We start from the raw sequence: 14,602 nt of genomic DNA, 5'->3' as shown, positions 1-14,602 counted from the left end.
GCAGTGGCTGCAGGCAGTCCTTCGCTGGCCGGACGTACGGCACTGGTGGTCGGCGGCGGCATCTCCGGGCTCCTGGCCGCCCGGGAACTCGCCCGCGCCGGCCTCAGCGCCACAGTGCTGGAAGCGGCCGATGCGTGGGGAGGCTGCGTAGGCCGGCACGATGTGGCCGGGCTGACCCTGGACAGCGGGGCCGAGTCGTTTGCCACCCGCTCCACCGCCGTGGCCGACCTGGCCGCTGAACTGGGACTGGGCGGCCACATCGTTGCCCCGCGCCCTGGCGGCGCCTGGGTGCAGCTGCCTGGCGGAGCCCGGGAACTTCCCAAGACCGGTGTGCTGGGCATCCCGGCCAATCCCTGGGACCCGGAAGTCCGCCGCTCCCTGGGACTGGGCGGCTCCCTGCGTGCCTCGCTGGACAAACTGCTGCCCGCCTCCGTGGGAACCAGGGGCGAAGTTTCCAGCGTCTCGGCGCTGGTGCGGGCACGGATGGGCCGCCGCGTCCTCGAGCGGCTCGTCGAGCCGGTGGTGGGCGGCGTGCATTCCGCCGACCCCGGGCTGCTCGACGTCGACATGGTGGCCCCGGGCCTCCGGGCCGGGATCACCCGGCACGGCTCGCTGGCAGCGGCCGTCGCCGCCCAGCGCAAGGGAACAGGAACCTCGGACGGCCCGGCACAGGGTTCCCCAACGCAACCCGCGGCAACGTCCGGCAAGCCCGCCAAGGCGGGCTCCGCCGTCGCCGGGCTGAAGGGCGGCATGCACACCCTCGTCACGGAGCTGGTGGCCGACCTCCGGGCGCGCGGCGTGCAGCTGCTGCCCGGGACGGCAGCAACGGCAGTTGCGCGGACCCCGGACGGCTGGAAGGTAACGGCGGGGGAGGGCAGCTATACGGGCGATGTATTGGTGGTCGCCCTGGACGGGCCGTCGGCAATACAGCTCCTCGGTGCAGCGGTCCCGGCCCTGGCCGCCCATCAGCCCGGACCGGGACCTCTGGTCAAGCTCGTGACACTCGTTGTTGATCTCCCCGCGCTCGACCGGCGTCCGCGTGGCACCGGAATTCTGGTGGCGCCGCAAACGGAAGGCATCAGGGCGAAGGCCCTCACCCACGCCACCGGCAAGTGGGACTGGGTAGCGGAAGCGGCCGGACGCGGACGGCACGTGGTGCGCCTGTCCTACGGACGCAGCGAGGGTGCGCCGGCTGAGTCCGTGGACACCGGGACGGGACCGGAGCCGGCAGGGGACGAGGAACTGCTTGACATGGCTTTGCAGGATGCGTCAGCGCTGCTGACGGTGCCCGTCACACGGGAGGCCCTGGTGGACTGGGACGTCGTCAGCTGGGCCGGGGCACTGCCCTTTGCGGCTGTGGGGCACCGCCAGCGGGTCGCCGAGGTGCGGCAGGTCTGCGCGGGTATTGACGGACTGCTGATGGTCGGCGGCTGGCTGGCCGGCAACGGGTTGGCGGCCGTAGTGGCCGACACCAAGAAGCAGCTCGCCGGCTTCCTGACGCGGGGCTGAAGCGAGGGTCTCCGGGGCTGAAGCGAAGGCCTCCGGGGCAGCCCGGAGCGTCCCTGGAGGCAGCTTCCCTGGCGCCCGCGATACCTGCCCGCAGGGGCCGCCCGCAAGTTTTCCCTGGCGCGAAATTGTGTTTAGGGTCGATGACTATGGTCAATCAGAAGTCCGATGGTTTTCGTTCGCTGACTGGTTTCCATGGGGGGCTTCGGCGCGGCACAGCAGCAGCTGCGTTCGGAGCGGTACTGGTCTTGTCCGCAGGTGTTCCTGCATCCACCGCTGCCGCGGCCGAGGTGCCTGCGTCCGGCCTGCTGGGGGATTCGGAGCAGTCCGGCACAGCTGACGGAACGGCTCTGGAGGCCACCGTCGACGCCGCTGGCCTCGAAGCCTGGGCCGCGGCCGCACTGTCGAATGCCGCACTGTCGAACCACGGCAAGGGCGAGGGCAAGTCGAACCGCGACGGCGTTAAGTCGGACGAAGACGCGTCGAACGGCGGCACATCGGATGCAAGTACGTCGGACGCAGGTACGTCGGACGGCGGATCAGCCCAGCCTTCCGAGCCCTCTCCCACGGACGGGCCTTCGCCGTCCGAATCGCTGCCGCCGTCGCTGGCGCCGCTGGTTCCCTCGCCGGTTCCCTCCGTAACGCTCACGGCCAGCCCGACGCCGGACCCGTCGATCACGGCCTCGGCAACGCCCACGGAGCCGGCTCCGGCGCCGTCCGATCCCGGTGATACCGAGCCGGCGCCCTCGTCAGAGCCCACTTCTCCGGAGACGGTAGCGCCTTCCCGGCCGTCGAGGCCGTCAGGCTCTCCTGAAGCCCCTGCGCCTGCCGAAACACAGACCTCCGGGACGCCGTCCTCATCGGGCACCTCAACGTCGTCGCCGTCGGGAACGCCGTCGGAGCCGGGCAGCTGGACGGGGCCGTCGGGCAGCTGGTCGGGATCGCCGGCGGAAACCGGTGGCTCCCCGGCACGCCAGGCTCCGGCCGGAGCGCCGGGAGCTTCAGGATCCGGAACTGCCGGAGCCCCGGCGCCAGCCACGGGTGACTCCGCGGCGACCACCGAAACCGCCACTGCCGAGGCCAACCCGTTCAAGGCGATCATGGGCCTGTCCGGCGGCGCAGGCCTCAGGGGACGCTCGGCCGGAGTCTGGGGCTCGGCGCAGCTCGCCGGCCCCAACAACATGGCCACGATCAGCTCGCCGTACATGCAGGGACCGGCAGAAAGCGCGGTCCTGGGCGTGTCACAAAACGGGACCATTGCTCCGCAGGTGTGGTGGGGGGCCGGGCTGCTGGCCCTCGCCGGAGCGGCCGGAGTGGCCGCCGTCCGGATCCGCCGGTCGCTGTGAACTTAGCCACTTCTACGCAATGTAGAAGTTGAGTTTTTCGACTTAGGCCGCATGGAAGGGGCAGGATAGTAACCATGAGCCACACTCCTGCCGAATCTGTCACCAAAACCGAAGAATCAGCCGAGCAGTTCTTCACCCTCTGGACCGTGTTCAAGCGCTCCGCCGAGGTCCTCCGCAGCGCCGATGCCGCCGAGGATTTCGACGCCCTGGTGGCGCGCCTGGCCGAGGCAGGGGTAGTCCACCGCGGAAGCTACGACGTTTCCGCCATGCGCGCCGACGCCGACGTCATGGTCTGGCTCCACGGCCCCAGGCCCGAGGCGCTGCAGCAGGCCATCCGTGACATCCGCCGCAGCAAGCTGTTCGCCGGAACGGAGCTTGTCTGGTCCGCCATGGGCGTGCACCGTGAGGCCGAGTTCGCAAAGAACCACACCCCGGCGTTCTCCCGCGGCGTGGAACCGGCTCAATGGCTGTGCGTCTACCCGTTCGTCCGCTCCTACGAGTGGTACCTGCTGCCGGAGGACGAGCGCGGCAAGATGCTGCGCGACCACGGCCTGCTGGGCCGCGACTTCCCGCAGGTCATTTCCAACACCGTCTCCTCGTTCGCCCTCGGCGACTGGGAATGGATCCTCGGCCTGGAGGCGCCCGAGCTCGTTGACCTCGTGGACCTGATGCGCCACCTGCGTGCCACCGAAGCGCGCAACCACGTCCGCGAAGAGATCCCGTTCTACACCGGCCGCAGGATCTCGTCCGGCGAGATCGCCGAGGTCCTGGCATGAGCCCGCTCGATCCCCAGGAAGCCGCCGTGAATCCTGTCACCGAGGCAGGCAGGATGGCTCCCAAGGAATACGACGGCATCCTCCTCGCGTCCTTCGGCGGCCCCGAGGGCCAGGACGACGTGATCCCGTTCCTGCGCAACGTCACCCGCGGCCGGGGGATCCCCGACGAGCGTCTCGAAGAGGTGTCCCACCACTACCGCGCCAACGGCGGCATCAGCCCGATCAACCAGCAGAACCGGGAACTGAAGGCGGCCCTCGAAGCCGAGCTTGCGGCGCGGGGCATCGAGCTGCCCGTGCTGTGGGGCAACCGGAACTGGGACCCCTACATCCCGCAGACCCTCCAGGACGCGTACGACGCCGGCCACCGCCGCCTGCTCATGCTCACCACCAGTGCGTACTCCTGCTACTCCAGCTGCCGCCAGTACCGCGAGGACATCGGCATGGCCCTGACCGAAACCGGGCTCGACGGCAGGCTGGAAGTGGACAAGGTCCGCCAGTACTTCGACCACCCCGGCTTCGTGGAACCCTTCATTGAAGGCACTGCCGGGGGAGTCGCTGAGGTGCGCGCGCAGCTGGCCGCCGCCGGCAAGCCCGACGCCCCCATCCACGTTCTCTTCGCCACCCACTCCATCCCCACCCGGGATGCCGTGGCCGCCGGCCGGTCCGGGGACGAGCCCCGTGAGTTCGCCGAGGATTCCGCCTACGTGGCCCAGCACCTCGCCAACGGAGCGGAAATCATCCGCCGGGTGGAAGCCGATTCCGGCCTGTCCGCCCCCTGGTCCCTCGTGTACCAGTCGCGCTCTGGCGCTCCGCACATCCCGTGGCTTGAGCCGGACATCAACGACGCCATTGAGGACCTCGCCAAGCAGGGCGTGGCGGGCATTGTCATCGTGCCGCTGGGCTTCGTCAGCGACCACATGGAGGTCGTCTGGGACCTCGACACCGAAGCGCTGCAGACCTGCAAGGAGCTGGGCATCGCCGCCACCCGCGTGCCCACGCCGGGAACGCACCGCCGCTTTGTGGAGGGGCTCGTGGAACTGATCTGCGAACGCACGGTGGCCAACAACGTTGCCGACCGCCAGGCCGTTACCGGCCTCGGCCCCTGGTACGACGTTTGCCGTCCCGGCTGCTGCGAAAACTTCCGCGGCGAAAAGCCCACCATCGCCGGCGCCGACACCACCGTCGGCCAGGGGCACGACCCCTACCCGGCCGGGCAGGACGCGAAGTGACAGTACGGATCGGCACCCGGGCGAGCAAGCTCGCCCTGACCCAGACCCAGCAGACGGCCGACCGGCTGGCCGCCGTCGGGGGCTTCGACGTCGAGCTCGTCCATGTCAGGACCGACGGCGACGTCCTCACCGGCTCGCTGTCGCAGATGGGCGGCACCGGCGTTTTCGTGGCCGCGCTGCGTGACGCGCTGCTGAGGAACGAGTGCGACGTGGCCGTCCACTCCCTGAAGGACCTGCCCACCGGCTCCGCCCCGGGCCTGACGCTGGCCGCAACCCCGCCGCGGGTGGACGTCCGCGACGTCCTCTGCGCACGCGACGGACTCAAGCTGGCAGACCTGCCCAAGGGCGCCCGCGTCGGCACCGGCTCTCCGCGCCGGGCGGCGCAGCTGCGAGCTGTCCGCCCCGACCTGGACATCGTGGACATCCGCGGCAACGTGGACACGCGGCTGGGCCGGGTGCCCGGGCTGCCGGGCAACGCCACCGAGGCAGTGGTTGACGGGAAGTCCTGCGACCTGGACGCCGTCATCCTCGCCGCCGCAGGGCTGGAGCGGATCGGCCGCCTGGACACCGTCACCGAATACCTGGAGACGGACATCATGCTCCCGGCAGCCGGACAGGGATCGCTGGCCATCGAATGCCGCACCGCCGAGGCGCCGCGCCGGGCCGGGTCCCTCGACGGATCCCAGGGCGTGCTCGCCCAGGCGCTGGCCGCCCTTGACGACGCCGACACCAGGCTTGCGGTCACAGCCGAGCGGGCACTGCTCGCCCGGCTTGAGGCAGGCTGCGCCGCCCCCGTGGGCGCCTACGCGTACCGCAAGGGCAGCATGCTCCACCTGGAAGCCGTGGTCTGCGCCGTGGACGGCACCGCCTCGGTGCGGGACAAGCGGGCCACCGACGGACTCACCGAAGTCGGCGCCACGTTGCTGGGCATCGAACTGGCCGAGGTCCTGCTGGCAGCCGGAGCTGCGGACATCGCGGACCTGACGGCTTCCTGACCGCAGCCGGCCACCGTATGCGAACGACGAGCGGGAAGAACCCGGCGGGCGGGCGCCCGCTGGAAGGGTGCCGCGTCCTGGTGACGCGAAGCCCCGAGCGCTCCGGACCCCTCGCGGAGGCGCTGCGGCTGGCCGGCGCCGTTCCCCTGCTGCTGCCGCTCACGGCCGCGGAACGCGCCCCGGACCAGGACGCATTTGGCGAGGCGTTTGAGGCGCTGGGCGCGGGCCGCTTCGAGTGGCTCGTGGTCAGCAGCGCCACCACCGTCCTCGCCCTGCAGGAGCAGGCGGCCGAACACGGCGTGCAACTGCGGAACTGGCTTCCGGCCGGAACCCGCGTTGCGGCGGTGGGGCCGGCCAGCCGGAAGGCGCTCGAGGCTGCGGGGATTGCCGTGCATTTCGAGCCGCAGCGTGAACACTCGGCCGCAGGGATCGTGGACGGATGGCCCGGCGGTTCCGCCGCCGTGCTGTTGCCGCAGGCCGATATCGCGGCCCCGGCCCTGGCCCGGGGGCTGGAGGCGAAGGGTGCCCGGGTGCACACAGTGGTTGCCTATGCCACGGTGGATTTCCCGGCCGAGCCCGGGCGGCACCTTGGGGCAAAAATCCCCGGCGGGGCCGGAGATGGGGGCACCGCTGCGGCGCTGCCGCTGCTCACGCCCGCCGAAGCAAAAGCAGAGGTCGACGACGGCGTCCTGGCCGCCGTCGTCGCCGCCTCACCCAGCGCCGTGCGGCGGATCGCCGCGGCACTGGCGCCGCTCGGCTCCTGCCGCCTCGTGGCCATCGGCCCCGCCACCGCCGCAGAGGCGGAAACCCACGGGCTCTCTGTGGCCGCCACGGCGCGGGAGGCCACTCCCGAAGGGCTCGTCGCCGCCGTCGTCCGGGCCATTGGCGCTCCTTGAGCAGTTGACGCCCCCTAAGCACCGGCCACCATCATCAGCAGTCAGCAACAGCAGTCACCAACAGCAGGCAAAACAGTGAAGGACAGGACATGAGCTTTCCGCACCACCGCCCCCGGCGGCTCCGCACCACCCCGGCCATGCGCAGGCTCACGGCCGAACACCGGCTTGCACCGGCAGACCTGATCCTTCCCGCGTTCATTCGCGAGGGCCTGTCCGAGCCCAACCCGATCGCCTCCATGCCGGGCGTCGTGCAGCACACCACGGACACCCTCAAGCGGGCGGCGGCTGAGGCCGTGGAACTGGGCGTCGGCGGCATCATGCTGTTTGGCATCCCCGAGACCCGGGACGCAGAGGGAACGGCGTCGCTCGACCCGGACGGCGTGCTCAACAAGGCCATCCGGGACGTCCGGGCCGAGGTGGGGGACAGCCTTGTGGTGATGAGCGACGTGTGCCTGGATGAATTCACCGACCACGGGCACTGCGGCGTCCTAGACAGCGACGGCTACGTGGATAACGACGCCACGCTGAAAATCTACGCCAGGATGGCCGTGGCCCAGGCCGACGCCGGCGCCCACGTGCTGGGTCCTTCGGGCATGATGGACGGCCAGATCGGCGTGATCCGCGAGGCCCTCGAGCGGGCCGGGCACGTGAATACCGCCGTGCTGGCCTACGCCGCGAAGTATGCGTCGGCCTTCTACGGCCCATTCCGGGAAGCAGTGGATTCGCAGCTCAAGGGCGACCGCAGGACCTACCAGATGGACGCCGCCAACCGGCGCGAGGCCGTCCAGGAGGTGGAACTGGACCTTGCCGAGGGCGCAGACATGGTGATGGTCAAACCTGCGATGAGCTACCTCGACATCCTGGCCGACGTCGCAGACCTCAGCCCGGTGCCGGTCGCCGCCTACCAGATCTCCGGGGAGTACGCCATGATCGAGGCCGCGGCCGCCAACGGCTGGATTGACCGCCGCGCCGCCATCACTGAATCCGTCCTGGGCATCCGGCGGGCCGGGGCCGATATGGTCCTCACGTACTGGGCCAGTGAAATCGCCGGCTGGCTCAGGGAATCCTGATGCCGGAGCCAGCCACAGATCCCAGCCAACCCGTAGGACCCATCCAGCCGGTCGGACCCGGGCAGATCCTGCTGGGCCTGAACACGTTCGGCGACGTCGGCGTGGACGGCGCCGGCGAGCCGAAGCCGCACGCCCGGGTGCTGCGGGAGCTGCTGGATCAGGCGGTACTCGCTGACGCCGTCGGACTCCACGCCTTCGGCGTGGGGGAACACCACCGCCGCGACTTCGCGGTGTCAGCCCCCGAGGTGTTCCTGGCGGCGGCCGCGGCCCGGACCAGCAACATCCGGCTCGGTTCGGCCGTCACCGTCCTGAGCTCCGACGACCCCATCCGTGTCTTCCAGCGTTTCTCCACGGTGGACGCCCTGTCCGGCGGCCGCGCCGAGGTCATGCTGGGCCGCGGCTCGTTCATCGAGTCCTTTCCGCTGTTCGGCCTGGACCTGGCGGACTACGAGGTGCTGTTCGAGGAGAAGCTCGAGCTCTTCGACAGGGTGCGGGCGCAGAAGCCGGTCCACTGGGAAGGCCGCACCCGTCCGGCCCTGGCCGGCCTGAGCGTCTACCCGCCGCTGGAGCACCACCTGCTGCCGGCCTGGATCGGCGTGGGCGGCACCCCGGAGTCCGTGCTGCGGTGCGCGCAGTACGGCTACCCGATCATCTTTGCCATCATCGGCGGCCAGCCCCGCGCCTTCGCCCCGCTGGTGGACCTGTACCGCGAGGCGATGGACAAGTACGGCCAGCCCATGCAGCAGATCGCCACCCACTCGCCCGGGCACATCGCCGAAACCGATGAGGCGGCCCGCGAGGAGCTGTTTCCGCACTGGCTTGCGCAACGGAACAGGATCGGCGCCGAGCGCGGCTGGGGCCCGGGAAACCGGCGCGAATTTGATGCGATGTGCGGCCCCGAGGGCGCTCTGTACGTCGGCTCCCCGGAAACGGTGGCGCGGAAGATCGCACTGCTCAAACGGAACCTCGCCGTCGACCGCTTCGACCTCAAGTACGGCAACGGCACGCTGCCGCACGAATCCATGATGCGCTGCATCGAACTCTTCGGCACCGTGGTGGCACCGCGGGTGGCCGAACTCCTGTCCGGTGACACTCCCGCAGACTGAAAGAATGGGAACCATGACTTCCAGTACCCCTCGCAACGAGGAACTTTTCGACCGCGCCCGCCAGCTGATGCCCGGCGGCGTCAACTCGCCTGTCCGCGCCTTCGGTTCCGTCGGCGGCACGCCCCGCTTCATGGTGGCGGCCAAGGGCCCCTACCTGACGGATGCCGACGGCAACGACTACGTGGACCTGGTCTGCTCCTGGGGCCCGGCCCTGCTGGGGCACGCCCACCCGGCGGTCCTCGACGCCGTGCACGCCGCCGTCGACCGCGGGCTCTCCTTCGGCGCCTCGACCCCCGATGAGGCCAACCTTGCGGCGATCGTCAAGGAACGCGTTCCCGCCGTCGAACGGCTGCGCATGGTCTCCACCGGCACCGAAGCCACCATGACGGCGATCAGGCTGGCCAGGGGCTTCACCGGCCGCAACCTGGTCATCAAGTTCGCCGGCTGCTACCACGGCCACCTCGACGGGCTGCTCGCTTCCGCAGGCTCCGGCGTGGCCACCCTGGCGCTGCCCGGTTCCGCGGGCGTCACGGCTGCCACCGCCGCCGAGACCCTGGTGCTGCCGTACAACGACCTCGGCGCCGTCGAGGCCGCCTTCGCCGAGCACGGGCCGAACATCGCCGCCGTCATCACCGAGGCTGCGCCCGCCAACATGGGCGTGGTCACCCCCGGTGAGGGCTTCAACGCCGGCCTGTCACGGATCACCGCCGCCCACGGGGCCCTGCTGATCGTCGACGAGGTCCTGACCGGCTTCCGCACCGGCTACTCGGGGTACTGGGGACTTACCGGCGGCGCCGCCGACGCCACGGAGAAGTGGACCCCCGACCTGCTGACCTTCGGCAAGGTCATCGGCGGAGGCATGCCGACGGCGGCCCTCGGCGGCCGTGCCGATGTCATGGACTACCTTGCGCCGCTCGGTCCCGTCTACCAGGCAGGCACGCTGTCCGGCAATCCGGTGGCCATGGCGGCCGGCGTGGCCACCCTGACCCACGCCACCCGGGACGTGTACTCGTTCGTGGACGCCCGGTCGCTGGAACTGTCCGGCGCCCTGTCCGCCGCCCTCGACGCGGCCGGCGTGGACCACTCCATCCAGCGGGCCGGGAACCTCTTCTCGGTGGCCTTCGGCACGTCCGAGCACGGGGTCCACAACTACAGCGACGCGCTGAAGCAGGAGGCGTTCCGCTACGCGCCCTTCTTCCACTCGATGCTGGATTCGGGCGTCTACCTGCCGCCGTCCGTCTTTGAGGCCTGGTTCCTGTCCGCGGCGCACGACGACGCCGCCATGAACCGGATCTTCGAGGCACTGCCCGCCGCAGCGGAGGCGGCCGCCGCCGCAAAGGCCTGATACGCCGTCGGGCATAAAAAAACTCTGGCACCCGCCGCGGCGGGTGCCAGAGTTTTTTGTTCTGTTCCGGCTTGCCGGAAAGCCTGCCTAGAAGGCTACGGTCACGTCACCGTTGGGCCATTCCTTCTGGATGAAGGCCTTGACCTCGGGGGAGTGCAGGAGTTCGTCCAGCTTCTTGATGCGCGGGTCGTCCTTGGACTCCTCGCGCCAGGCCAGGAAGTTGGCGTAGGGGTTGTTCTCGGTGGACTCCACGGCCAGCGCATCCGTGGTGCTGAGCCCGGCCTTGAGGATGAAGTTGCCGTTGATCAGGGCCAGGTCCACGGAGGGATCCTTGAGGTCGTTGATCAGCAGTTCAGGCTGGTTCTCGGAGAACTTCAGCTTCTTCGGGTTCTGGGCATCGGTCAGGCCGATGACGGAGGAGTCATCCTTGATGTCCTTGACGAGGCCGGCCTTTTCCAGCACCCGCAGCGCCCGGACCTGGTTGGAGGGATCGTTGGTGATGGCGATCTTGGCGCCGTCCTTGATCTCGCTGATGTCCTTGACCTTCTCGGAGAAGGCGGCGTACGGCTCAATGTGGACGCCTTCGCCGTGGCCGAACTTGTAGCCCTTGGTCTTGACCTGGTCCTCGAACCACGGCAGGTGCTGGTAGTAGTTGGCGTCCAGCGAGCCGTCGCTCAGAGCGGTGTTCGGCGTCTGGTAGTCCTCAATTTCCTTGATGTCCAGCTTGAGGCCTGCCTTCGGGGCGAGGTCCTGGTTGAGGAATTCAAGGATCTTCGCCTGCGGGACGGGGCTGGCACCGACGGTGATGGTGACGGGCTTGGCCGGGTCAAGGGCCTGGGTGGATTCGGCGCTGGGCGCGGTGGAACCGCCGCACCCGGTGAGCGCCAGGGCCGCGGCGATGCCGGTGGCGAGGAGGGTGAGTGATTTACGCATGGGATGCGTCCTTTCGAAATAGCCTGGATCCCGACGGCGGCGCCGGGGAGATCCTAATCAGGTGCAGTGAGCGGCTACCCGCTGCGGTGAAGATTTTTAGCGGTGGTCCAGGCTCCGGGAGATCCATTCACCCGTGAGCTGGATGAGCTGGACGAGCACAATAATCAGCACGATGGTGACGATCATGACCGTGACGTCGAAGCGCTGGAAGCCATAGTTGTAGGCGAGTTTTCCGAGTCCGCCGCCGCCGACGAGGCCGGCCATGGCGCTGTACCCCACCAGGGTGACAACCGTGGTGGTCGCCGCGGCAACGAGGGCGGGCAGGGACTCGGGCAGCATCACCTTGCTGATGACCTGCATCCGGGTGGAGCCCATCACCTGCGCAGCATCGATCTTGCCGTGGTGGACGTCGCGGAGGCAGGCCTCCACCAGGCGCGCGAAGAACGGGATGGTTCCGATGGAGAGTGAAACGGAGGCAGCCACGGGGCCGAGGCTGGTCCCGACGAGAAGCCGGGCGAGCGGGATCAGGGCCACCATCAGGATCGCGAAGGGGATGGAGCGGGTGATGTTAACGACGATGTCGCTGACGATCCGGTTGAGCACGGGCATGGGCCGCAGCCCGCCGGGAGCGGTGACGTGCAGGAAGACGCCCAGCGGCAGTCCGACCAGCACGGTGAAGAAGGCCGAGATTCCCACCATCTGGAGCGTCTCGACGATGGCTTCCGGCAGTGCCTTGGCCAGGACAGGATTGCTGAAGATCTCGTTCACTTGACGTCTCCCGTCTCGGCGGCGAAACCGGTGTCCGCCGGGGCGAATTCGGCCAGTTCCGCGTCATCGGCGGCGGGCCCCGCCAGTTTCGCGCTGATGCCGCGGTCGCGGAGGTAGCGCAGGACGGCGTCGTAGTCGGCGTTATTGGCCAGCTGGACCCGCAAGTGGCCGAACTGCTGGCCGCCGAGGGTTTCGACGCTGCCGGCCAGAACGTTCAGGTCAATGTCAAAATGGCGTGCCACACCCGTGAGCACGGGTTCCTTGGCGCCTTCGCCGGAGAAGAGGATTTCCAGGACAGGTCCGGCCTGGAGCGCACCCTTGATCGGCTCTGCTGCCGGCAGCGGCAGAAGTGCGCGCGCCAGCTTGCTGTCGAGGTCCGAGGCGACTTCGGCGAGGGCGCCGGACTCGATCACCCGGCCCTTGGACAGCAGGGACACCGACCCGCAGACGCGCTTCACCACGTGCATTTCATGGGTGATGATGAGCACCGTGAGCTGCAGGCGGCGGGTCAGGTCCTGGATCAGGTCGAGGATTTCATCGGTGGTGGCCGGGTCCAGCGCGGACGTGGGCTCGTCGCAGAGCAGGACGTCCGGATCCGAGGCCAGGGCGCGGGCGATGCCAACACGCTGGCGCTGTCCGCCGGAAAGCTGGGAGGGGTACGCGTTCTCGAAGCCCTCGAGGCCCACGAGTTTGAGCAGTTCGGCGACTTTTGCGCGGGTCTTGTCCTTCGGCGCCTTCACCAGTTCCAGGGGATGGGCCACATTTCCGGCAGCCGTGCGCGAATCCATGAGGTTCGCGTGCTGGAAGACCATGCCGATACGGCGGCGGGCGGCGCGGATTTCAGAGTCACGGACAGAGCTTAGTTCGGTACCGTCGATGTTGACCGACCCCGACGTCGGGCGGTCCAGGAGTGTCAGGCAGCGCACCAGGGTGGACTTGCCCGCTCCGGAGTGGCCGATGATGCCGTGGATGGAGCCTTTGGGGACAGAAAGCGAAACCCCGTCAAGGGCCACCACTTCCTTTTTCCCCTGACGGTAGACCTTGCGCAGGTCGGTGACTGTGATCATTTATCCTCAGGAGGTAGGACTTGGGCAGGGCATAGCACAAGCGCGGCACTGCACTAAATTATGTCAGCGCAGGGAAACGCCAGCCACTTCCGAAGATCATTCGGTCATTTAGGGGAAACGCCGCCTTTTTGACTGCTGGCGCCGGTGCGCACCTGCGTGATTGGCGGCAGCCGGGGGTCTTTCTGAATCGCGGGGGCGGCAGGGCACCTGCGGGGCTTTGGCCGGAGGTTGTGATCTTCGTCCCAGCGCCTTCCGTTTTGCCCCAGGAGTGTCTCCCCGCTCTGGCGGGCCTGGCCCTAGAAGCCGCCGCGGCTGGCATCCTCCGGCGGCAGGACCGGCCAGTCGCCCTCAATGACGGCGGCGGGCTTGGTCTTGCGGAGGTACTGCTGGAAGTCGGCTGCCTGGCTGACAGCCCAGTCCACCTGCAGCTGGTGCAGTTGGCTGGCGGGCATGTTCAGCTTGGGGAATTTCCCGGCCATGGCGTCGAGCATGCGCAGGGTGGCCAGGGCGTCCGCGGCGGATGTGTGCGCGTTTTCAAGCTCCACGCCGTACTCCTCGCACAGCGCGGTCAGCGTCCTTTTTCCCTTGCGGTACCGGTCCACCTGCTTGTTCATGATGTAGGGGTCCAGCACGGGGAATCGGCTCAGCTGCGGCACGCCGTAGCGGGCGGATTCGGCGGCCAGGACGGTGAAGTCGTAACTGGCGTTGAACGCGATTACGGGCACGTCGTCGTCGAACAGCCCCTGGAGCACGGCAGCGACTTCCCTGGTGACATCGGCAGCCGGCCTGCCGTGGGTGCGGGCGTGTTCGGTGGTAATCCCGTGGACGTCGCTGGCCTCCGCCGGGATCTCAACCCCGGGGTCTGCCAGCCACTCATGCTCCCGCACCACGTTTCCGGAACTGTCCACCACCGTGACGGAAGCCGTCACGATCCGGGCGGCACGGGAATTGCGCCCCGTGGTTTCGAGATCGAACGCGGCCCGGGGGAGAGTGTTCCAAGTGCTCATGGCTCAAAATTACCCGGAGCCACTGACAGTCACGGTGCTTGCCGCCCGCGTGTCCGGTCAGGTGTGGGAAGAGGCACACGAAGCCCCTGCCGGCGGCTGATGATGCGTGCCGGCCGATAGTCTGGGGGACATGCGGGAGGAGTACGTGGAGGCGGTGTTGGCGGTAGTCGGCCTCATCCCGGCTGGTTCGGTGCTGGCATACGGGGACGTCGCTGAACTTCTTGGCTCGGGAGGGCCGCGGCAGGTGGGGTCCGTCCTGAGCCATTACGGCAGCAGCGTTCCGTGGTGGCGGGTACTGCGGGCCAGCGGACTGGCGCCGGACGGCCATGAGTCCGAGGCCCTCAGCTGCTACCTGCAGGAAGGCACGCCCCTGCGCGGGGACTATCGCGAGTACGCCAGGACGGGCGGGGGACGCTGGCGGGTGGATCTGGCCGCTGCCCGGTGGGAGCCGTCCGACGCAGATTTCGACGCCCTGGACAGGATTGCTGAGCGGCTGGAAGCGTCGCTGCGAAAATTGTCAGTCCCCGATGATGGAATGTCCGTGTGACCGCAACACTC

Annotated in this window: 14 protein-coding genes; 10 read left to right on the top strand and 4 right to left on the bottom strand. The window is 68.9% G+C overall.

Annotated features, from left to right (window positions below; all coding sequences use genetic code 11):
- Positions 1-3 precede the first annotated feature (3 nt).
- From hemG to hemL, 9 genes are all read left to right on the top strand, one after another.
- Complete coding sequence (hemG, locus tag ACFTR6_RS01905) at positions 4-1,509, top strand: protoporphyrinogen oxidase (RefSeq protein ID WP_377956676.1); 1,506 nt, start codon at positions 4-6, stop codon at positions 1,507-1,509.
- A gap of 140 nt (positions 1,510-1,649) precedes the next feature.
- A complete protein-coding gene (locus tag ACFTR6_RS01900) occupies positions 1,650-2,852 on the top strand; it encodes a hypothetical protein (protein WP_377956674.1) in 1,203 nt (400 codons plus the stop codon).
- Between the two features lie 74 nt (positions 2,853-2,926).
- The gene (gene hemQ, locus ACFTR6_RS01895; protein WP_076801597.1) at positions 2,927-3,628 is read left to right on the top strand and encodes a hydrogen peroxide-dependent heme synthase; all 702 of its coding nucleotides are present in this window, start codon (positions 2,927-2,929) and stop codon (positions 3,626-3,628) included.
- Positions 3,625-4,857 carry a ferrochelatase gene (locus tag ACFTR6_RS01890; protein ID WP_377956673.1) on the top strand — a complete coding sequence of 411 codons (1,233 nt, stop codon included), beginning with the start codon at positions 3,625-3,627 and terminating at the stop codon, positions 4,855-4,857. Before hemQ ends, ACFTR6_RS01890 begins: the two co-directional genes overlap by 4 nt.
- Positions 4,854-5,852: a hydroxymethylbilane synthase gene (gene hemC / locus ACFTR6_RS01885; RefSeq protein ID WP_076801602.1), complete on the top strand. Its 999-nt coding sequence runs from the start codon at positions 4,854-4,856 to the stop codon at positions 5,850-5,852. Before ACFTR6_RS01890 ends, hemC begins: the two co-directional genes overlap by 4 nt.
- Before the next feature lie 80 nt (positions 5,853-5,932).
- On the top strand, positions 5,933-6,748 hold the full coding sequence (locus ACFTR6_RS01880; RefSeq protein ID WP_377956672.1) for a uroporphyrinogen-III synthase: 816 nt from the start codon (positions 5,933-5,935) through the stop codon (positions 6,746-6,748).
- Positions 6,749-6,837: 89 nt separating this feature from the next.
- Positions 6,838-7,818 (top strand): porphobilinogen synthase, encoded by a 981-nt coding sequence (hemB, locus tag ACFTR6_RS01875; RefSeq protein ID WP_377956671.1) that lies wholly within the window; start codon positions 6,838-6,840, stop codon positions 7,816-7,818.
- On the top strand, positions 7,818-8,924 hold the full coding sequence (locus ACFTR6_RS01870) for an LLM class flavin-dependent oxidoreductase (protein WP_377956670.1): 1,107 nt from the start codon (positions 7,818-7,820) through the stop codon (positions 8,922-8,924). Before hemB ends, ACFTR6_RS01870 begins: the two co-directional genes overlap by 1 nt.
- 13 nt (positions 8,925-8,937) lie before the next feature.
- Positions 8,938-10,269, top strand: a complete 1,332-nt coding sequence (gene hemL / locus ACFTR6_RS01865; RefSeq protein WP_076801614.1) for a glutamate-1-semialdehyde 2,1-aminomutase — start codon at positions 8,938-8,940, stop codon at positions 10,267-10,269.
- A gap of 87 nt (positions 10,270-10,356) precedes the next feature.
- Here hemL and ACFTR6_RS01860 read toward each other — a convergent pair whose 3' ends face one another.
- The 4 genes from ACFTR6_RS01860 to ACFTR6_RS01845 form a co-directional block, all read right to left on the bottom strand.
- The gene (locus tag ACFTR6_RS01860; protein ID WP_377956669.1) at positions 10,357-11,202 is read right to left on the bottom strand and encodes a MetQ/NlpA family ABC transporter substrate-binding protein; all 846 of its coding nucleotides are present in this window, start codon (positions 11,200-11,202) and stop codon (positions 10,357-10,359) included.
- Positions 11,203-11,298: 96 nt separating this feature from the next.
- A complete protein-coding gene (locus ACFTR6_RS01855; protein ID WP_076801619.1) occupies positions 11,299-11,970 on the bottom strand; it encodes a methionine ABC transporter permease in 672 nt (223 codons plus the stop codon).
- Entirely contained in the window at positions 11,967-13,037 is a 1,071-nt protein-coding gene (locus tag ACFTR6_RS01850; protein WP_076801621.1) for a methionine ABC transporter ATP-binding protein, read from the bottom strand. Before ACFTR6_RS01850 ends, ACFTR6_RS01855 begins: the two co-directional genes overlap by 4 nt.
- Before the next feature lie 296 nt (positions 13,038-13,333).
- Complete coding sequence (locus ACFTR6_RS01845) at positions 13,334-14,044, bottom strand: 3'-5' exonuclease (protein ID WP_087874336.1); 711 nt, start codon at positions 14,042-14,044, stop codon at positions 13,334-13,336.
- A gap of 130 nt (positions 14,045-14,174) precedes the next feature.
- On the opposite strand from ACFTR6_RS01845, the gene ACFTR6_RS01840 reads away from it, so the two are divergent.
- Positions 14,175-14,591, top strand: a complete 417-nt coding sequence (locus ACFTR6_RS01840) for an MGMT family protein (protein ID WP_377956668.1) — start codon at positions 14,175-14,177, stop codon at positions 14,589-14,591.
- Positions 14,592-14,602: the final 11 nt, after the last annotated feature.

The sequence above is a fragment of the Arthrobacter sp. NPDC057009 genome, from assembly GCF_042673905.1.
Lineage (GTDB): Bacteria > Actinomycetota > Actinomycetes > Actinomycetales > Micrococcaceae > Arthrobacter.
The sequence above is the reverse complement of the archived record's forward strand: the minus strand, read 5'-3'. Positions and strand labels throughout refer to the sequence as shown.